Source organism: Mycolicibacterium neoaurum ATCC 25795, assembly GCF_000691525.1.
Classification (GTDB): domain Bacteria; phylum Actinomycetota; class Actinomycetes; order Mycobacteriales; family Mycobacteriaceae; genus Mycobacterium; species Mycobacterium neoaurum.
On the sequence record NZ_JMDW01000019.1, the window covers coordinates 26,517 to 45,190 of the forward strand.

Annotated in this window: 23 protein-coding genes; 11 read left to right on the forward strand and 12 right to left on the reverse strand. The window is 67.8% G+C overall.

Going from position 1 to position 18,674, the window contains the following annotated elements; translation table 11 throughout:
• The 3 genes from disA to IC40_RS0123210 are packed head-to-tail and all read right to left on the reverse strand — an operon-like array spanning position 1 to position 3,146.
• On the reverse strand, positions 1 to 1,113 hold the full coding sequence (gene disA, locus IC40_RS0123200) for a DNA integrity scanning diadenylate cyclase DisA (protein WP_030137057.1): 1,113 nt from the start codon (positions 1,111 to 1,113) through the stop codon (positions 1 to 3).
• Entirely contained in the window at positions 1,104 to 2,516 is a 1,413-nt protein-coding gene (radA, locus tag IC40_RS0123205; protein WP_036470683.1) for a DNA repair protein RadA, read from the reverse strand. Before radA ends, disA begins: the two co-directional genes overlap by 10 nt.
• A 39-nt stretch (positions 2,517 to 2,555) precedes the next feature.
• Positions 2,556 to 3,146 carry a copper chaperone PCu(A)C domain-containing protein gene (locus tag IC40_RS0123210; protein ID WP_411431674.1) on the reverse strand — a complete coding sequence of 197 codons (591 nt, stop codon included), beginning with the start codon at positions 3,144 to 3,146 and terminating at the stop codon, positions 2,556 to 2,558.
• Between the two features lie 236 nt (positions 3,147 to 3,382).
• Here IC40_RS0123210 and carD point away from each other — a divergent pair, with 236 nt between their 5' ends.
• From carD to rlmB, 4 genes are read left to right on the forward strand one after another with little or no spacing between them, the layout of a single operon-like run.
• On the forward strand, positions 3,383 to 3,871 hold the full coding sequence (gene carD / locus IC40_RS0123215) for an RNA polymerase-binding transcription factor CarD (protein WP_019512593.1): 489 nt from the start codon (positions 3,383 to 3,385) through the stop codon (positions 3,869 to 3,871).
• A gap of 2 nt (positions 3,872 to 3,873) precedes the next feature.
• Positions 3,874 to 4,344 (forward strand): 2-C-methyl-D-erythritol 2,4-cyclodiphosphate synthase, encoded by a 471-nt coding sequence (gene ispF, locus IC40_RS0123220; protein ID WP_030137060.1) that lies wholly within the window; start codon positions 3,874 to 3,876, stop codon positions 4,342 to 4,344.
• A gap of 55 nt (positions 4,345 to 4,399) precedes the next feature.
• Complete coding sequence (gene cysS, locus IC40_RS0123225) at positions 4,400 to 5,809, forward strand: cysteine--tRNA ligase (protein ID WP_030137061.1); 1,410 nt, start codon at positions 4,400 to 4,402, stop codon at positions 5,807 to 5,809.
• Positions 5,799 to 6,740: a 23S rRNA (guanosine(2251)-2'-O)-methyltransferase RlmB gene (rlmB, locus tag IC40_RS0123230; RefSeq protein ID WP_030137062.1), complete on the forward strand. Its 942-nt coding sequence runs from the start codon at positions 5,799 to 5,801 to the stop codon at positions 6,738 to 6,740. Before cysS ends, rlmB begins: the two co-directional genes overlap by 11 nt.
• On the opposite strand, the gene IC40_RS0123235 is transcribed toward rlmB, so the two are convergent.
• The 4 genes from IC40_RS0123235 to mrf are packed head-to-tail and all read right to left on the reverse strand — an operon-like array spanning position 6,737 to position 10,337.
• Positions 6,737 to 7,972: an SLC13 family permease gene (locus IC40_RS0123235; RefSeq protein WP_030137063.1), complete on the reverse strand. Its 1,236-nt coding sequence runs from the start codon at positions 7,970 to 7,972 to the stop codon at positions 6,737 to 6,739. The genes rlmB and IC40_RS0123235 overlap by 4 nt on opposite strands.
• Complete coding sequence (locus tag IC40_RS0123240; protein ID WP_030137064.1) at positions 7,963 to 8,877, reverse strand: MBL fold metallo-hydrolase; 915 nt, start codon at positions 8,875 to 8,877, stop codon at positions 7,963 to 7,965. Before IC40_RS0123240 ends, IC40_RS0123235 begins: the two co-directional genes overlap by 10 nt.
• A 24-nt stretch (positions 8,878 to 8,901) precedes the next feature.
• Positions 8,902 to 9,144 carry a type B 50S ribosomal protein L31 gene (locus IC40_RS0123245; protein ID WP_019512587.1) on the reverse strand — a complete coding sequence of 81 codons (243 nt, stop codon included), beginning with the start codon at positions 9,142 to 9,144 and terminating at the stop codon, positions 8,902 to 8,904.
• The gene (gene mrf / locus IC40_RS0123250; protein ID WP_030137065.1) at positions 9,141 to 10,337 is read right to left on the reverse strand and encodes a ribosome hibernation factor-recruiting GTPase MRF; all 1,197 of its coding nucleotides are present in this window, start codon (positions 10,335 to 10,337) and stop codon (positions 9,141 to 9,143) included. Before mrf ends, IC40_RS0123245 begins: the two co-directional genes overlap by 4 nt.
• Positions 10,338 to 10,451: 114 nt before the next feature.
• Between mrf and rpmB the strand changes: the two genes are divergently transcribed.
• The 4 genes from rpmB to rpsR are packed head-to-tail and all read left to right on the forward strand — an operon-like array spanning position 10,452 to position 11,411.
• On the forward strand, positions 10,452 to 10,688 hold the full coding sequence (gene rpmB / locus IC40_RS0123255) for a 50S ribosomal protein L28 (RefSeq protein WP_019512585.1): 237 nt from the start codon (positions 10,452 to 10,454) through the stop codon (positions 10,686 to 10,688).
• On the forward strand, positions 10,685 to 10,855 hold the full coding sequence (gene rpmG / locus IC40_RS0123260; RefSeq protein ID WP_187697610.1) for a 50S ribosomal protein L33: 171 nt from the start codon (positions 10,685 to 10,687) through the stop codon (positions 10,853 to 10,855). Before rpmB ends, rpmG begins: the two co-directional genes overlap by 4 nt.
• Positions 10,855 to 11,160: a 30S ribosomal protein S14 gene (rpsN, locus tag IC40_RS0123265; RefSeq protein WP_030137066.1), complete on the forward strand. Its 306-nt coding sequence runs from the start codon at positions 10,855 to 10,857 to the stop codon at positions 11,158 to 11,160. Before rpmG ends, rpsN begins: the two co-directional genes overlap by 1 nt.
• Positions 11,160 to 11,411 carry a 30S ribosomal protein S18 gene (gene rpsR / locus IC40_RS0123270; protein WP_030137067.1) on the forward strand — a complete coding sequence of 84 codons (252 nt, stop codon included), beginning with the start codon at positions 11,160 to 11,162 and terminating at the stop codon, positions 11,409 to 11,411. Before rpsN ends, rpsR begins: the two co-directional genes overlap by 1 nt.
• Here rpsR and bluB read toward each other — a convergent pair.
• On the reverse strand, positions 11,408 to 12,073 hold the full coding sequence (gene bluB / locus IC40_RS0123275) for a 5,6-dimethylbenzimidazole synthase (protein WP_030137068.1): 666 nt from the start codon (positions 12,071 to 12,073) through the stop codon (positions 11,408 to 11,410). The genes rpsR and bluB overlap by 4 nt on opposite strands.
• A 9-nt stretch (positions 12,074 to 12,082) precedes the next feature.
• Positions 12,083 to 13,288: an MFS transporter gene (locus IC40_RS0123280; protein WP_030137069.1), complete on the reverse strand. Its 1,206-nt coding sequence runs from the start codon at positions 13,286 to 13,288 to the stop codon at positions 12,083 to 12,085.
• A gap of 100 nt (positions 13,289 to 13,388) precedes the next feature.
• On the opposite strand from IC40_RS0123280, the gene IC40_RS0123285 reads away from it, so the two are divergent.
• A complete protein-coding gene (locus tag IC40_RS0123285) occupies positions 13,389 to 13,721 on the forward strand; it encodes an ArsR/SmtB family transcription factor (protein WP_030137070.1) in 333 nt (110 codons plus the stop codon).
• Here the strand turns inward: IC40_RS0123285 and IC40_RS0123290 are convergent.
• Both IC40_RS0123290 and IC40_RS0123295 read right to left on the reverse strand, forming a co-directional pair.
• Complete coding sequence (locus tag IC40_RS0123290; RefSeq protein ID WP_030137071.1) at positions 13,709 to 14,407, reverse strand: TIGR03943 family putative permease subunit; 699 nt, start codon at positions 14,405 to 14,407, stop codon at positions 13,709 to 13,711. The two genes, IC40_RS0123285 and IC40_RS0123290, sit on opposite strands and share 13 nt — an antisense overlap.
• Complete coding sequence (locus IC40_RS0123295; RefSeq protein WP_030137072.1) at positions 14,404 to 15,351, reverse strand: permease; 948 nt, start codon at positions 15,349 to 15,351, stop codon at positions 14,404 to 14,406. The genes IC40_RS0123290 and IC40_RS0123295 overlap by 4 nt, the downstream gene beginning before the upstream one ends.
• A gap of 104 nt (positions 15,352 to 15,455) precedes the next feature.
• Here IC40_RS0123295 and IC40_RS0123300 point away from each other — a divergent pair, with 104 nt between their 5' ends.
• Complete coding sequence (locus tag IC40_RS0123300) at positions 15,456 to 15,740, forward strand: DUF1490 family protein (RefSeq protein ID WP_030137073.1); 285 nt, start codon at positions 15,456 to 15,458, stop codon at positions 15,738 to 15,740.
• Positions 15,741 to 15,759: 19 nt separating this feature from the next.
• Complete coding sequence (locus IC40_RS0123305; RefSeq protein ID WP_030137074.1) at positions 15,760 to 17,913, forward strand: heavy metal translocating P-type ATPase; 2,154 nt, start codon at positions 15,760 to 15,762, stop codon at positions 17,911 to 17,913.
• Here the strand turns inward: IC40_RS0123305 and IC40_RS0123310 are convergent.
• Positions 17,906 to 18,664: a LamB/YcsF family protein gene (locus tag IC40_RS0123310; protein WP_030137075.1), complete on the reverse strand. Its 759-nt coding sequence runs from the start codon at positions 18,662 to 18,664 to the stop codon at positions 17,906 to 17,908. The genes IC40_RS0123305 and IC40_RS0123310 overlap by 8 nt on opposite strands.
• Positions 18,665 to 18,674: the final 10 nt, after the last annotated feature.

Consider the following 18,674-nt stretch of genomic DNA (forward strand, 5'->3'; position numbering starts at 1 on the left):
TCAGCTCAGCTGGTCGGCGATCGTCGACTCGGCCAGCTGGGACAGGCCCTCACGGATGTGGCGAGCCCACATCGAACCGATACCGTCCACCGACTGCAGATCGGTGGCGCTGGCGGCCAGCACGCCCTGCAGTGATCCGAACGAGCGCACCAGCAGGTCGACGTGGGCGAACTGCAGGCGCGGTATGCCGGCCATCGCCCGGTAGCCGCGTGAGCTCATCGCCGAGTCTTGGGCTTCCAATGTGGTCGGGTACCCGAAAACCCTTGCCAGCGCCGTGAAGTCGAGCAGTTCGTTGTCCGACAGTGCGTCGAGTTCCTCCAGCGTCGCGCTCACCTGCGCCGCGCTCGGCGGGTCCGGATTGGCGTGATAGTCGCGCACGATGAGCTCGCGGGCGGTGTCGTTGTCGCCGACGAGCTCCTCCAGTTGCAGCTTGAGCTGGCGGCCGTCGGTACCGAGTTCGACGACATCGGCGTCGATCTCCAGGCTGATCCGGCGCACCATCTCCAGGCGTTGGGCCACCGTCATGACATCGCGCAGCGTCACGAAATCCTCGATCTCGGCGGTGGAGAGCTGCCGGTTGACCTCGTCGAGGCGGGACTTGTATCGCTCCAGGGTGGCGACGGTCTGATTGGCCCGCGAGAGGATGGTCGGGGTGTCGGGCACGACGTGCCGCTCACCGGCCGCGTACACCGTCACGATGCTCATCGAGTGGCTCACCGAGATGACCGGGAATCCGGTCTGCACGGCGGTGCGCTCGGCCGACCGGTGCCGGGTGCCCGACTCGTCGGTCGGGATGGAGGCGTCCGGGACGAGCTGGACGTTGGCACGCAGGATGCGGCTTCCGTCGGTGGACAGCACCACCGCGCCGTCCATCTTCGACAGCTCGCGCAATCTGGTCGGTGCATACAGCACGTCGAGGGAGAACCCGCCGTCGCAGATGGCCTCGACGCTGTCGTCGTAGCCGAGCACGATCAGCGCGCCCGTGCGGCCCCGCAGGATGCGTTCCAGACCGTCGCGCAGCGCGGTACCCGGTGCCAACCGACCCAGTGTCTCGCGCATGGTCGGACGGGCCAGATGCACCACGTTGCGGTTGCCCCTGGATGTCACCGCCATCGCTCCTCCTTGGATCGGGGGCCATTGTGGTCGATCGAGCGCAACCGCCGCAATGCCGTCCCGATGTCGTCGGCGACGGTCAACGTCAGACCGGCGGGCACGTCCTTGACCCCCGGCGGCACGACGGCGTGGGTGAAGCCGAGCCGGGCGGCTTCGGCGAGCCTGCGGTCCATCCCGGTCACCCGGCGCAGGTCTCCGGCCAGTCCGACCTCGCCGATGGCGATCGCGGTGGCAGGCATCGCGATATCGGTATAGGCCGATGCGATGGCCATGGCCACCGCCAGATCCGAGGACGGGTCGGTCAGTCGCATGCCGCCGACGGTGGACACGTAGATATCGTGCTGGCCAAGCGGCAGCTTCGAGCGTTTCTCCAGTACGGCGGTGATCATGGCGGCGCGGGCGGAGTCGATACCGCTGACCGCGCGCCGCGGACTGCCGGTCTTCTCGGCGCCGATGAGCGCCTGCACCTCACCGATCAGTGGCCGCTTACCGTCCAGGGTGACCGTCACCGCGGTGCCCGACACCGGCGCCGGACGCTGGTCGCGGAACAACCCGGACGGGTCGGCCACGCATTCGATCCCGTTGTCGTGCATCAGGAAACAGCCGACCTCATCGGCCGCGCCGAACCGGTTCTTCACCCCGCGCACCATCCGCAGCGCGGAGCTGCGGTCACCTTCGAAGTGCAGCACCACATCGACGAGATGTTCCAGTGAACGGGGGCCCGCGATGGCACCCTCCTTGGTGACGTGACCGACCAGAAGCAGCGCGACACCGTCGGGTCCCGCCGATTTGGCGTACGAGGTGAGCGCGGTCGTCACGGCACGGACCTGGGTGACCCCACCGGTGACACCGTCGGACTCGGCACTCGACATCGTCTGTACCGAGTCGACCACGACGAGGGTGGGCCGCACCTGCTCGATATGACCGAGCGCGGTCTGCAGATCGGACTCGGCGGCCAGGTACATCTGGTCGTGGGTGCAGCCGGTGCGCTCGGCACGCAGCCGGATCTGCCCGGCCGATTCCTCGCCGGACAGGTACAACGCGCGCCTGCCGCTGCGGGCCCAGCGATGGGCGACCTCCAGCAGCAGCGTGGACTTCCCGATCCCTGGATCGCCGGCGAGCAGGGATACCGACCCGGGCACCAGACCGCCGCCGAGGACGCGATCCAGCTCGTCGACCCCGGTGGGCAGGTGCCTGGTGACACCGGGATCGATCGAGGTGATGGGCACGGCGGGCGAGGACGGTGCGACGGCGCGGCGGGCGGCGCCGCCGCTCACCGCACTCAGTGCGACGACCTCGTCGACCGTTCCCCAGGTGCCGCAATCAGAGCAGCGCCCCACCCACTTGGGCGTGACGTGATGACACTCCGAACACCGGTATTGCGAACGTACTTTCGAAGCCACGTGACGACGGTAGCCGTCACCGGTGACAGAACGTCAGATTCAGTGGCCCTCGCCGTGTCCGCTGATCGGTCCCATGCCTTCGTTGGGCTCGCCGTCGCGGCGGGGCACCTCACCGGCGGAGATGGGCACCGCGAACGTGGTGGCGCCGGCCTTCTCGAAGTTGAAGGTGAAGTCGTAGGTCAGTCCGTTGGAGATCGGCTCGGTCAAGGTGACCTCGGCCTGTGTCTCGTCGGCGCGTTCCACCATGGCCAGTTCCATCGGATCGTCGGGCTTGCCCGCCACGAGGATTCCACCGGCCGGGACCGTGGTCGGCCCGCTGAGGGTGACGGTGCCGATATCGGAGGTGATGGACACCAGCTTGTCGGTGACATCGCTGGAGTTGTTGGCGGCGGCGAAGAGCAGCTCGACAGGGGTGCCCGGGCGGACGTAGTCGGTGGTCTGTGGCGCGCGCAGGAACACGTTGCGCAGCGCGATCGTGCCGACGTTGTGCACCGTGCCGTTGACGGCGGGTTGCTGGTTCGCGCTCTGCGAGATCTGGCCCGCACTGCAGCCGGTGAGCGCCAGGCCGGCGATCAGGGCGCCGGCGGCCAGGCGGGACGCACGCATGTTGGAGCGGTTCACTGCGACCACTTGAGCCTCCTGCTAACCGGACGGATTCGACTATGCACTGTAGTAGGTCGCGATTCGCCGCGGTAGCCGAGGGCTTCCGATGGCGTCCGCGGCGCACCTGGACAGCAGTCCAACTGCATGTATCCCGCGCTGTGTCAACCCCTAGTATTCGGCTGCGGTGCCCCTGACCTGCATTGTTGATCCGCGCCCCGGCTGGGCCCGTGATAAGATCGACTGGTGAAAGGGGCTCGAAACTGATGATTTTCAAGGTCGGAGACACCGTCGTCTATCCACACCACGGTGCTGCGTTGATCGAGGCTATCGAAACCCGCACCATCAAGGGTGAGCAGAAGGAATACCTCGTCCTCAAGGTTTCGCAGGGGGATCTGACGGTTCGCGTTCCGGCGGACAACGCCGAGTACGTAGGGGTTCGTGACGTCGTCGGCCAGGAAGGCCTCGACAAGGTTTTCCAGGTGCTGCGCGCGCCGCACACCGAGGAGCCGACCAACTGGTCGCGCCGGTACAAGGCAAATCTGGAGAAGCTGGCTTCCGGTGACGTGAACAAGGTCGCCGAGGTGGTTCGCGACCTGTGGCGTCGTGACCAGGAGCGCGGTCTGTCCGCTGGTGAGAAGCGCATGCTGGCCAAGGCCCGCCAGATTCTGGTCGGTGAATTGGCGCTGGCCGAGAACACCGATGACGAGAAGGCCACCATCATTCTCGACGAGGCGTTGGCCGCCGCGTCCTGAATGTGACGGATCTGCGCGTCGGTCTCGGTACCGACGTTCATCCCATCGAGGCGGGGCGACCCTGTTGGTTGCTGTGCCTGATGTTCACCGAAGCGGACGGCTGCGCGGGCCATTCCGATGGGGATGTCGCCGCGCACGCGCTGTGCGATGCGCTGCTCAGTGCCGCCGGCCTCGGTGATCTCGGTGCCGTCTTCGGTACCGATCAACCCCAGTGGCACGGCGTCAGCGGCGCCGACATGCTGCGCCACGTCCGGGAGCTCCTCGCTGCCGAGGGTTTCCGGGTGTCCAATGCCGCCGTTCAGGTCATCGGCAACCGGCCCAAGGTCGGTCCGCGCCGGGTCGAGGCGCAGGGGGTGCTGTCCGATCTGATCGGGGCCCCGGTATCGGTGTCGGCGACCACCACCGACGGGCTCGGGCTCACCGGCCGCGGCGAGGGCCTGGCGGCCGTCGCCACGGCCCTTGTGGTCAGATAGCCCGCCGCAGGCCGGTAAGCTGGCCCGTCGTGAGCGAAGCGAACGGTTGGCCGGGATGACTGGTCTACGGCTGTACGACACCCTTGCTGGTGCCGTTCGTGAATTCGAGCCGCTGCGTCCGGGCCATGTGTCGATCTACCTGTGCGGTGCCACAGTTCAGGGACTGCCCCATATCGGTCATGTGCGCAGCGGCGTGGCATTCGACGTGCTGCGACGGTGGCTGACCGCCAAGGGCCTCGATGTCGCCTTCATCCGCAACGTCACCGATATCGACGACAAGATCCTCAACAAGGCCGCCGATGCCGGCCGGCCGTGGTGGGAGTGGGCGGCGACCTACGAGCGCGCGTTCACCGCGGCCTACGAGGCACTGGGGGTGCTGCCGCCCTCGGCGGAACCGCGCGCCACCGGGCACATCACCCAGATGGTCGAACTCATCGAGCGTCTCATCGACCGCGGCCACGCCTATGTCGGTGATGGCGATGTGTACTTCGACGTCGCGAGCCTGCCCGATTACGGCAAGCTCTCCGGCCACAAGGTCGACGATGTCCACCAGGGCGAGGGTGTCGCCACCGGTAAACGGGATCAGCGTGATTTCACCCTGTGGAAGGGCGCCAAGCCGGGGGAGCCGTCCTGGCCGACCCCGTGGGGGCGCGGACGGCCGGGCTGGCACACCGAATGTGTGGCCATGTGCCAGGAGTATCTCGGGGCGCAGTTCGACATCCACGCCGGCGGGATGGATCTGGTGTTCCCGCACCACGAGAACGAGATCGCCCAGGCCGAGGCGGCCGGCGACGGGTTCGCCCGATTCTGGCTGCACAATGGCTGGGTCACCATGGGCGGCGAGAAGATGAGCAAGTCGCTCGGTAACGTGCTCGCGATTCCCGCTGTGCTGCAACGTGTTCGGGCTGCCGAACTGCGTTACTACCTGGGTAGCGCGCACTACCGCTCGATGCTCGAGTTCTCCGAGAACGCGCTGCAGGACGCGGCCAAGGCCTATACCGGTATCGAGGATTTCCTGCACCGGGTGCGCCACCGCGTCGGCGCGATCGAACCGAGCACCTGGACCGACAGGTTCGAAGCCGCGCTCGACGATGATCTTTCGGTGCCGATCGCGCTGGCCGAGGTCCACAGCGCCCGCGCCGAGGGCAACCGTGCGCTGGACTCCGGCGATCATCAGGGCGCGATGGCCGCCGCCCGGTCGATCCGGGCGATGATGGCGATCCTGGGCTGCGATCCGCTCGACGAACGCTGGGAGACCCGCGATGAGACGTCAGCGGCGCTGGCCGCCGTCGACGTCCTGGTGCACTGGGCGCTCGCCGGGCGTGCGGAGGCTCGCGAGAAACGTGACTGGGCGGCCGCAGACGCCATCCGCGACCGGCTCAAGGAAGCCGGTATCGAGGTCACCGACACCGCAGACGGCCCGCAGTGGTCGCTGCTGGAAGGGGACACCACCCATGGCGGGTAATTCACAGCGTCGCGGCGCGGTGCGCAAAGAAGGCACCAAGAAGGGCCCGACCGTCGGCTCCGGCGGCGTCCGCAGGCGCGGGCTCGAGGGCAAGGGGGCCACCCCCGCGGCCAAGGATCGGCCACACCATCCGGCCGGTAAGCGGGCCGCCAAGGCCGCGCGTGCGCAACAGGGCCGCCATCGCAAGACAGACGAGACCGAATACGTCCTGGGCCGTAACCCGGTGGTGGAGTGCCTGCGCGCCGGGGTGCCCGCCACGGCGCTCTACGTGATGCTCGGTGTCGACGCCGACGAGCGCATCACCGAATCAGTGCAGCGGGCCGCCGACTCCGGCATCGCCATCCTGGAGGTGCAGAAGCACGATCTGGACCGGATGTCTAGCAACGGGTTGCACCAGGGGCTGGCCCTGCAGGTGCCGCCGTACGTGTACACCCATCCCGACGACCTGTTGAAGTCGGCACAGCGTGACAGCCAGTCCGCGCTGCTGGTGGCACTGGACAACATCTCCGATCCCCGCAACCTGGGCGCCATCGTGCGGTCGACGGCGGCCTTCGGCGGGCACGGTGTGCTGATCCCGCAGCGGCGGTCGGCGTCGGTGACGGCGGTGGCCTGGCGCACCAGCGCCGGTGCGGCCGCCCGACTTCCGGTATCGCGGGCGACAAACCTCAATCGCACCCTCAAGAGCTGGGCCGACGCCGGCCTGCAGATCGTGGGCCTGGATGCCGAGGGTGACACCACGCTCGACGAGCTGGATGCCTCGGGCCCGACCGTGGTGGTGGTCGGTTCGGAGGGCAAGGGTCTGTCGAGACTGGTGCGCGAGAACTGTGATGCCATCGTCTCGATCCCGATGGCCGGACCCACCGAATCGCTGAATGCCTCAGTGGCCGCCGGTGTCGTGCTGGCCGAAATCGCGCGCCAGCGGCGGGGTTAGAGCCCGAAGAGCTGGATCCAGCCCCACAGGCCCAGTACCGCGGCAATCAGGACCGCGGGTGTGGTCACCAGCCCGATGCGGCTGAACTCCCCGAACCCGGCCTTCATATCGCGGCGGACCACGCTGCGCCACAACAGGTTCGCCAATGAGCCGACATAGGTGAGATTGGGTCCGACATTCACCCCGATCAGCACCGCCAGCACCGCGGCCGGTCCGACCGGGGCGGCCAATGGCAGCATCACCAGCACGGCGGGCAGGTTGTTGACGATATTGGACAACACCGCTGCCACCGCGGCGATGGCGAGTAGCGCAGGCAGTCCCTGCCCGCTGGGCATGACGCGATGCATCGCGGATTCCAGCCCGTTGTGCATGACGGCGGCGACCACGATGCCCAGGCACAGCACGAATACCAGGAACGGAATGTCCAGCGCCACCACGATCTTGCGCACGGTGGTGCGGTGGGTGAGGAGCGCCCGCGCACCGAGGACCACAGCGCCGGCCAGTGCCGCCCATGCGGGCGACAATCCGACCAGGGAGGTGACCGCGAACCCAGCGAGGGTCAGTCCCACCACAATGATGGCGAAGATCGGCACCTGGAGCGGTTCGTCGGGGGCGTCGTGTTGCGGGACGACGCGCAGATCCTTGACGAAAAGCCAACGAAGAAGCACGAACTCGACGGCGATCGCGGCTATCCACGGCAGTGTCATCGCGGCCGCGAAGTGCAGAAAGGTCAGGCCTGCGGCACTGAACGCCAACAGATTCGTCAGGTTGGAGACGGGTAACAGCAGCGACGCGCTGTTGGCCAGGTGCGCGGTGGCGTACGCGTGCGGCCGGGCGGGCACCGTGAGCGCCCGTGCGGTGGCCAGGACCACCGGGGTCAGCAGCACAACGGTGGCGTCCAGACTCAGGACCGCGGTCACCAGCGCCGATATCCCGAAAACCGATGCCAGCAGGCGGTTCTGACCACTTGCGGTCGCTCGCGCCATCATCACCCCTGCGGCGTGGAACAACCCGACGTCATCGCAGAGCCGGGCCAGCACCAGTACCGCGGCCAGGAATCCGACCACCGGCGCAAGTTCGGTCACCTCTTCGGTCGCCCCAGCCCAGGACACCGCGCCGGTACCGACGACCATTCCGGCGGCGGCCAGCGCGACGGGCGCCTGCCACCGTGGCGCGAACAGGGCGACGCCCAGCACCGCGGCCAGCGCGGCGATCGACAGCGTCAGCGCCATGGGTCCGTCGGCTGCCACAGGGACGGCAGGTGCAGGTCCACGTTGTCGTCGGCGGCCAGTCGCGACAGCACCCGCATCGAGACATCGAGGTCGTCGGCGGCGTAGGGCAGGGCGCGCAACGGTTGGTCCAGCGGCCGGAAGAAATCATCCCAGTGGATCAGCACCACGCGGCGGGCACCGACGGTGCGTACCGTCTCGTTCCAGTAGTCCACCAGATAAGGCTCCGGCTGTAGGCCCAGCTGCCCGACCCCGAGGTAGACGACCTCGGCGCGATGGCCGGCCAGCGCACCCGCGACGAAACCCGCGCTGCCCACCACCAGCAGGCTGCGCCCGCTGGGGCGGTGGGCGATCAGCGTCGACCAGGCCTCACCGCAGCGATACGCCGAGGCCCGCACCGGTGGTGTCACCGGGGCGCTGATCGCGCCAGGGAAACGATCGGGCGGGCAGTGGTCCCCGACGACGAGGGTGATGTCGAACGGCCCGGCTGCCACCGGCTCACCGGGGGTGACGACGGCGACCTGAGCTGCCGGCAGTCGATGGCCGATATGGGCGACCGAAGCGCCTCCGATCAGCCGTGCACCGGTGCGTTGTGCCACGACGGCCGAATCCATGGCGTGGTCGAAGTGGGTGTGCACGGGTAGGACGGCGTCCAGCCGGCGGACCCCGAGCCGACCGAGACAGCCGTCGATCCGGGGCTGCGATGGCGCGATCCTGCCCAGCCCCACCCGCAGCAGCGACGGACGGCTGAAGAAGCCGTCGGTCAGCACCGCGCCGGCGCCGTCGTCGACCAACAACGTGGTGACGCCGGCCCAGGTGACGGTCAGCGGCGCATCCGGCGGCGCGGCCGGTAGGTCGACGTACCGGTCGTAGGCGTCCAGATCGGGCCTGCCGGCTTTGAGGCGCATGGCCCAAAGCCTAGAGCGCCCGTACTACCGGGTTCCGTAGCGGCGGCGGAACTTCTCCACCTGGCCCGCGGTGTCGAGGTGCCGGTTCGTCCCGGTCCAGAACGGGTGCGAGTCGGCGGTCACGTCGACCACCACCAGTGGATAGGTGGCGCCCTGGTAGTCGATGGTGCGGTCACTGGTGATAGTCGAACGGATGAGGAACTGCTTGCCGGTGCCGGCGTCCTGGAACACCACGGGGTGATAGTCGGGATGGATATCGGGTTTCATGCTTCGCCCTTTCGGCTGCGGTGTTCGTCGCTGACCGACACCTCGTCGGTCAGCTCGGTGCACGGGTCGGAATGCCATTCACCGAACGGATCGGGGTAGGCCGCCCAGGAGGCAGGATCGGCCATCTCGGCATCGGTGAGCAGGGCTCGATTGAGCGCGCCGGTGATCACCTCGGGTGGGGCGCCGCACACCAGTGCCGTCAGCGCGATGTGCCGGTCACCGAATTTTTCGTCCCAGCCGGGGGCGGCCAGGGCGATCCGCTCGGGGTCGACGTAGGCACGTTCGCTCTCGGACATCGCCGCCAGCCAGCGACCGGCATCACCGACGCCCAGTCCGCCGCCTGCGGATTCGATCCACACCACGGCGTCGGGTTGGCTGGCCAACCACGCGCGGCCGCGCACGCGTATCACCCCGTCGAGTAGATCGTCGATGGCCTGGTGCAACCGATCTGGGTGAAAAGGCCTGCGCGCGTTGAACTCGACGAGCGTGACCTCACCGGCGGGTTGTAGCGGCGGTTGGCCGGCCAGCAGCGAATCGTGCGGGTCATCGCCGAATCCGCGGCGGGCCTGCGGATCCAGGTTGGCCAGCGCGGTCTCGACTTGGTCCATGCCCACCGTGATGCGGCTGCGCGGTGTGAGCCGGCGCAGTACCGCGCACGTGGTGCTCTCCGGTTCGGTGAGCACCAGCACGTCGGCGAAGGCGGCCTGACCGACGACGACCTGTGCCACGGTGCGCGAACCGTCGAGGTCCTCATCGCCGAGCGCCTGGGTCAACCAGTGCGAGCAGTCGATCGTCGTGAGGACCGCTGAGATCACGACGTCGCGACTGGCCGGACCATCGATGTAACCCGGGCCGACGGCTACCGGGACCTCGTTGATGGCGGTGCAGATCGGTTCGGGGTCAATCCAATCCATCAGTTCGACGACGATGCGCGCAACATCCTCGCGGCGGTGTAACCGGCGCAGCAGGATCAACAGATCGTTGCGGATGGTGCAGGTGACGCAGCCGCCGGCCAACTCGATCGGCCACTGCGAGATGATCCGCCGCTCGCCGCGCATCTCGGTGACGTTCCTGATCACGACGTGGCCATCGGTGGCGTAACCGACGGCCAGGGTTCCCGGTGTTCGGATCAGCAGATCCACCACGTCGTTTCGTGCGCCTTGCCCGGCAACAAGCAACACCGGCGTCCGCATGTCATCACACCCTTATTGGTAACGATTGTCATTAACTCGGACCGTACGCTACCGTGTCGATGTCCACTTGTCGAAAATCGTTTTCATTAACGATGATGCATGAAAAGGTGTCCGATGTCCCAGACCTGCCAGGTCACCGGTCGCGCACCGGGTTTCGGTAACCGGGTGTCGCACTCGAACCGTCGTACCCGTCGCCGCTGGAATCCCAACATCCAGAACAAGACCTACTATCTGCCGTCGGAAGGTCGACGAATCACGTTGCGGGTCAGTGCCAAAGGCATCAAGGTCATCGACCGCGACGGTATCGAGGCCGTCGTGGGCAGGCTGCGGGCAGCAGGGCAGAAACTCTGATGGCCAAGAGCACCGATATCCGGCCGGTCATCCGGCTGAAGTCCACCGCGGGTACCGGCTACACCTATGTGACCCGCAAGAACCGGCGTAACGATCCCGATCGCATCGTGCTGCGCAAGTACGACCCGGTGATCCGCAAGCATGTCGATTTCCGCGAGGAGCGTTGATGGCCAAGGCATCCAAGATCGTCGCCAACGAGCGGCGCAAGCAGACCGTCGCGCGGTATGCCGAGCGCCGCGCCGAACTCAAGGAAATCATCCGCAGGCCCGCCAGCACGCCCGAGCAGCGGGCCGCGGCACAGATCGCGCTACAGCGGCTGCCGCGGGATTCCAGTCCGGTGCGGTTGCGCAATCGGGATTCGGTGGACGGCAGGCCTCGCGGGCATCTGCGCAAGTTCGGCCTGTCCCGAGTGAAGGTTCGGGAGTTGGCGCACCGCGGTGAACTGCCCGGTGTGCGGAAGGCGAGTTGGTGATGGCGGGAAGCCCGGCCAGGAAGCGGCGACCGGCGCCGGTGGAGATCAAACGACCCCGGGTGAACAAGTTCAAGGCCCTGGGGATCACCGATGTCGACTATAAGGATGTCGCGGTGTTGCGCACGTTCATCTCCGACCGCGGCAAGATCCGGTCCCGCCGGGTCACCGGCCTGACCCCGCAGCAGCAGCGCCGCGTCGCGACCGCGATCAAGAACGCACGCGAGATGGCGCTATTGCCCTACGGGTCCTAGGGTCGCGCCGAACCAGCGGTGTGCCAGCCGTTCTCCGACACGAAATCCGACAGCGGGCGACCGTAGGTCCACTGGTCGATCTCCAGCGCAGGCCGATCCGGGAACTCCGGCACCGGTCCCAGGCACAGGATGGCCACCGGCTCGGCCTCGTCGGGCATGCCGAGCAGGGTGGCCAGTGTGGCGGGCTCGAATATCGACACCCAGCCCATGCCGAGCCCCTCGGCACGGGCGGCCAGCCACAGGTTCTGGATGGCGCACGACACCGAGGCCAGGTCCATCTGCGGCATGGTGCGACGACCGAAGATGTGCCGTCGTCTGCCCTCGCCGAGGGCGACTACGAGCAGTTCGGCGCAGTCCCGGATGCCCTCGACCTTGAGGGCGAGGAACTCGTCACCGCGCGCACCCAGGGCATCGGCGGTGCGCAGCCGTTCCTGGTCGACCAGTGCGTGCATCGCCTCGCGCAGCGCGGCATCGGTGATCCGGATGAAGCGCCAGGGTTGCATCAGACCGACGCTCGGGGCGGCGTGCGCTGCTTGCAGCAATCGGGCCAGCACCTCGGGCTCGATGGTGGCGCCTGCGACAAAGCGGCGCATATCGCGACGCTCGGCGATGGCGCGGTAGACGGCCTGGCGTTCCTGCGTGCTGAACGCGTGCTCGGTCACACCGGCAGCCTAGGCGATGGCGGCCCGGCGACGACGGGTGGAGAGCAGACCGGCCACCGCGGCACCGAGGCAGGCCGCCGCCACCGCGCCGGCGAACCAGGGGAACACCGCAGCCAGGTTCCAACGGGTGGCCGCCCATCCGGCGACCAGCGTCGGGACCGCCATCGCGGTGTAGGCCAGTAGGTAGAACGCCGACATGGTCTCGCCCCTGCGGTCGGCGGGTACCACATCGGACAGATGGCGCAACGAGCCGCCGAACCCGAGGCCGAAGGTGGCACCCAACAGCACCGCGGCGACGAACACCAATTCCCAGCGATGCGTCAGCAGTACCGGAATGGTCAGCAGCAGCGACACGGCCATGCCGATGTCACCGATAATGGCCGAGTACTTGGCCGGTAGCCGGGTGGCGGCCAGCTGGGCCGACGCGGCGGCGAAGGCGGTGGTGCCGACGACTGCACCGCCGAAGACCAGATTGTCGATGTGGGTCTGTTGTGCGGCCAGTGACGGGTAGAGCGAGAGCAGCACACCCAGAACCGACCACGAGGCCATGGCACCCAGCGCGGAGAACCAGAAGTCCGATCGGATCTGTTCGGGCACCGCCGGTTTGGCGATCCGGATGGGCCCGCTGGCGCGGGCGGTGTGCGGCTCCCGCAGCGCCAATACACCGACCCCGACGACCAGGCAGACCACGGCGACGACGGCGTACGGGGTGCGCAGCGGATGCGGCGCATACTGTGCCAACAGTGCCGAACCGAGGATGGCGATCGTCATACCGATGTTGAAGGCAACCCCGCTGAGCTGCCCGGACCGCACACCGTGATCGGGTTTGAGGTCGAGCAGGGCTGCCGCGCCGGCCACCACGATCGAACCGACTGCAGCTCCGTGGATGCTGCGCGCCAGCAGCAGCATGGCCATGTTGTCGGCGACGAGGAACACCGCGAGACCGACGAGCAGGGCGATCAGGGCCCCGATCAGCACCGGTTTGCGCCCCACGACATCGGAGATCCGGCCGGACACCAGCACCGCACCGAGGGCGGCGACGGCGTAGACCGCGAACACGATGGTGGTGGCCAGCGGGGACAGGTGCCAGTTCGCCTCGTAGATGCCGTACAGCGGGGCCGGGATCCCCGAGACGCCGAGCGCGACACCGCTGAGGATCAGCAACAGCGGGTACGCCCAGCGCTGCGTCTGAACTGTGTGATCGATGGCGACCATTTCGCGCTGACACCTCCGGTCCGACGAGTATGATGAATATCGAACCCTGTCGAGAGTACGCTCGGTTCGATAGATTCCAAACCCGCATCAGGACGGATTTATGCCCGAGCGAACCGCGGAAGTACCCCGGGTGGGGACCGTGCAGCAGGTACTTGGTGCCATCCACGATCCGATACGCCTGGAAGTGGTCCGGCGTTTGTACAACGCGGGCGTGCCGATTCAGTGCGGTGCGCTCTACGAGGGCATCAACAAGTCGACGGCCACCCACCACTTCAAGATTCTGCGTGAGGCCGGTGTCACCGAGCGGCTGGTGATCGACGGCCTCACCTATCAACGCCTGCGCAGGTCCGACGTGGACGAAGCGCTACCGGGGTTGCTGAGCAGCGTCGTCAACGGCGCCAACCGCGACGCGCTGGAACATCAGAAAGCGTAAGTGTTCTCCGGCTGCGCAATCGACTCCACGTCGTCGATGCTCAACTCCGGCACAGCGGCATGCTGGGACAGATCCTTCACCTCGCCGCGGACTCGGACCCAGGAGCCGTCCGGCAGTTCGGCCGCGACACGCGCCGCGGGTCCGGTCAGTCTGGCGCGCGCCAACTGCGCATCGGCCGCACAGCACAGGATCACGATGCGGCCGAGATAGATTCGCTCGCCGTCACCCATGGTGAACCCGGTGACGGTGATCTCTCGATCCCGCAGGGTCTGCGCGGAGTCCTGCGCTATTCGGGTGAGCAGGGCGGGCAGGGACAGCTCCGGCGCCGCGTCGTCCGGTAGCGGCGGGAACGGCCGTCGCGGAGCGGACGCCACGGTGTCGACCGCCGCCGGGCGAGCCGACTGCGGGCTCAGTGCAGGCGGAACCACGAACGCCAGCAGTGCAATCGGGATTATCAGCAGCCATCCGATGCCGGTGCGGTGCACGTGATCGGCATGCCGGCGGGGTCCGCGGCGGATATCACCGATGATGGCGGCCAGCGCCAAGACGATCAGCACCACGGCGGTGATCCACAGCCACGGCAGCAGCGTGGGTTTCACGTACCGCATGAAGGAACCGGTGGCCGCGATGATCGCGGTACTCAGTCCGACGAGCAGCAGCAGCGTGTTCTCGGTCTCGCGGCTCATCGATCACCCAGCAGCAGCAGGCCGACGCCCGTGCCGGCCAGCACGGCCACGACGAAGCTGAGCGGCGCGAACCGAATGGCGAAGGCCCGCCCGAACATTCCGGCCTGCATGGCGAACAGTTTGACGTCTACAGCCGGGCCGACCACGAGGAATACCAGCCGTGGCAGCAATGGGAGCATCGACAGACTGGCGGCCACGAACGCGTCGGCCTCCGAACACAGGGACAACACCACGGCCAGTACGGCCATCACCACGATGCCCAGCACCAGCTGTCCGGCCAGGTGTTCGTACACCCACCCCGGCACCACCACGTGCAACACCGCTGCCGCGGCAGCACCGAGCACCAGAAACGATGCCGCCTGCAGGAAGTCGTGCCGGGCGGCCTCGGTGAACACCGTCCAGCGGGAATCGGAGGCGGGCGCGGACGTGGGCAACACCCTCGTGATCCACTCAGGTTTACCGAAGCGTGTCCACAGCAAGCCCATCACCACCGCGGTGAGCAGCGATGCCACGCATCGCGCCAGCACGAGCAGCGGCTCCCCGGGAAACGCAACGGCCGTGGCCACCAGGACCACCGGGTTGATGGCGGGTGCGGCCAGCATGAAGGTCAGCGCCGCGGCCCCGACGGTCCCGTCGCCGAAGAGCCGCCGGGCGATGGGAACCGAGCCGCATTCACAGCCGGGCAGCGCCGCGGCACCCACACCCGCGGTCAGAATCGCCGCCGTGGGGCGGCGGGGCAGCAGGCGCGCCAACTTCTGCGGTGTCACCGTGGCGGCGATCACCCCGCTGACCAGCACTCCCAATGCCAGAAAAGGCAACGCCTGCACGAAGATTCCGCAGAACACGGTGGCCGCGGTCGCGACCGCGGGATGGCCGGCCACGGCGTCGCGCGCCGTCGTCCCGACCAGTGCCAGGCCGAGGATGACCACCACCAGGATCGGCATCGAGCCGATCCGGCGCCCGGCCGGGGTACCCACCGTCACGGTCGGCCATTCTGCCAGCACAACTTGGACGCCGGCCGCAGTCGAATTGCGGTTAAGATCGTTGAATGGTCTTCTCTGCGTTTCTGGTCAAGGCGGCTTCCACGGTGGTGACGGGCGCCGTCGGCGTTGCCGCCTACGAGGGCGTGAAAAAGGCGGTTGCCAAGGCACCGATCCGGGAGGCCTCCGTGACGGCCACCACCTGGGCGCTGCGCGGGGTGCGCAAGGCCGAGGAGGGTGCCGAGTCCGCGCGTCTGACGGTCTCCGATGTGGTGGCCGAGGCCCGTGAACGCATCGGTGAGGAGGTGCCGCCGCCGGCGGTCTCCGACCACCAGCACGATCACGAACACTGATAGCGAGCTGCTGACCGATATGGCGGCATTGACCGTCGTCTCCGATGCCGCCGGACGAATCCGGTTGCGCGCAGACTGGTTTCGCGGTGACACCCGACGTGCGGTGGCCATCGAGGACGCGGTGGAGCAGGTGCCCGGTGTCCGGGCCGTGCATGCCTACCCGCGGACGGCGTCGATCGTCGTCTGGTACTCGCCGAAGCGGTGTGACAAGGCGTCCGTATTCGCCGCCATCGACGCCGCCAGCGCGGCCGCAACGGATCTGCTACCCGCCCGGTTGCCCCGCTCGGCCGATGTCACCAATGCCGATGTGCTGCGCATGACGGTCGGCGGTGCCGCACTCGTGCTGCTGGGGATACGGCGCTACGTCTTCGCCCGCCCGCCGTTGCTCGGCCCGACAAGCAGGCTGGCGGCCACCGGTGTCACCATCTTCACCGGCTACCCGTTCCTGCGCGGTGCGCTGCGGACGCTGCGCGGTGGACGCACTGCGGGCACCGACGTATTGGTCAGTGCGGCAACCTTGGCAAGTCTGGTGCTCCGGGAGAACGTCGTCGCCCTCACCGTGCTGTGGCTGTTGAACATCGGTGAGTACCTGCAGGACCTGACCCTGCGCCGGACCCGGCGCGCGATCGCCAACCTGCTACAGGGCAACCAGGACACCGCATGGGTGCGCTTGGACGACGGTACCGAGGTCGAGATCGCCACCGCCGAGCTGCGGATCGGCGACGAGGTCGTGATCCACGACCAGGTGGCGCTGCCGATCGACGGTGTGGTGGTCGACGGGGAGGCCATCATCGACCAGTCGGCGATCACGGGGGAGAACCTTCCGGTGGCGGTCACCGCCCCGGCGCGTGTCTTTGCCGGATCGGTCGTGGTGCGCGGACGGCTGGTGGTCCGCGCCGAGGCAGTGGGTAACGAGACCACCATCGGGCGGATCATCGCCAGGGTCGAGGAAGCCCACCAGCACCGCGCCCCCATCCAGACCGTCGGCGAGAGCTTCTCGCGCCGTTTCGTGCCGGCGTCCTTCCTGCTGTCCGCGCTCACCCTGGTGGTGACCAGGGATGTGCGCCGGGCCATGACGATGCTGCTGGTGGCCTGCCCGTGTGCGGTGGGATTGTCGACCCCGACGGCGATCAGCGCGGCTATCGGCAACGGCGCACGGCGCGGGATCCTGATCAAGGGTGGTTCGCACCTCGAGGAGGCCGGCCGGGTCGACGCGGTGGTGTTCGACAAGACCGGAACGTTGACGGTGGGCCGTCCGGTGGTCACCAACCTCGTTGCCTTCCATGAGGATTGGCGACCCGAACAGGTGCTGGCCTACGCGGCGAGCTCCGAGATCCACTCCAGGCATCCGTTGGCCGAGGCGGTTATCCGGTCCACCCAGGAACGGCATATCGAGATCCCGCCGCACGAGGAGTGCGAGGTGCTCGTCGGGCTGGGCATGCGGACCATCGCCGACGGTCGCACGCTGTTGCTCGGCAGCCCGTCACTGTTGCGCCGCGAACAGGTCGAGGTGAGTGCGAAGGCCGCCGAGTGGGTGGACACCCTGCGAAAGCAGTCCGAGACACCGCTGCTGTTGGCCGTCGACGGGCAGTTGGTCGGTTTGATCAGCCTGCGCGACGAGATCCGCCCGGAGTCGGCCGAGGTGCTGCAGCGGCTGCGCGCCAACGGTGTCAGCCGCATCGTCATGCTCACCGGCGACCATCCCGACACCGCCGCCGTCGTGGCCGCGGAGCTGGGTATCGACGAGTGGCAGGCCGAGGTGTTGCCCGAGGACAAGCTCGCCGTCGTGCGCCGGCTGCGCGAGGAGGGCTACACGGTGGCCATGGTCGGTGACGGCGTCAACGATGCTCCGGCGTTGGCCGAGGCCGATATCGGCATCGCGATGGGTCTCGGTGGCACCGATGTGGCGGTCGAGACCGCCGATGTGGCGCTGGCCAGTGACGATCTGAACCGGCTGCTCGATGTGCGTAACCTCGGGGGTCGCGCAGTGGGCGTCATCCGGCAGAACTACGCGATGTCGATTGCGGTCAACGCCATCGGGTTGCTGATCGGTGCCGGCGGCGCCCTGTCGCCGGTACTTGCCGCCGTTCTGCACAACGCCTCGTCGGTTGCGGTGGTGGCCAACAGCTCTCGGCTGATCCGTTACGAGTTGGAACGCGAGTCGGCTAGCTGAAAGGTGCCGGCTGCACGCCGGCGTCGACCAGGCGGTCATGTACCGCGGTGGCTATGTGCACCGCGCCGGGTGAATCACCGTGTACGCATACCGATTCCGCGGCGATGGGGATGTCGGTACCGTCGACCGCCCGCACCGTCCCCGCAACGACGATGGTGTGCACTCGCTCGGCGATCGCGGCGGCATCGTGCAGAACGGCACCCGGTTCCCGCCGGGACACCAACCGGCCGTCGGGCTGATAGGCACGGTCGGCGAATGCCTCCGCGACGGTGCGCAGACCCAGCTTCCCGGCGGCGTCGAAGAACACCGAACCCGCCAGTCCGAGCACCGGCAGCGCAGGGTTCACCGCATGGACGGCCTGGGCGACCGCGTCCGCCTGCGCTTCGTGGTGGACGATCGAGTTGTACAACGCCCCATGGGGTTTGACATAGGAGACCGTGCTCCCCGCCGTGGCGGCCAGTGCGGACAATGCGCCGATCTGATAGATGATCTCGGCGGTCAGCTCGGCGGGATCGACATCGATGAAGCGCCGCCCGAACCCGGCCAGATCTCGATAGCCGACCTGGGCGCCGATGCGGACTCCGCGATCGGCGGCAGCTCGGCACACTCTCAGCAGCCCGGCCGGATCACCGGCATGGAAGCCGCACGCCACATTGGCCGAGGTCACGATATCGAGCATGGTGTCGTCGTCGCCGAGCGTCCATACCCCGAATCCCTCGCCGAGGTCGGCATTGAGATCGACATGTGCCACGGTCACGGCC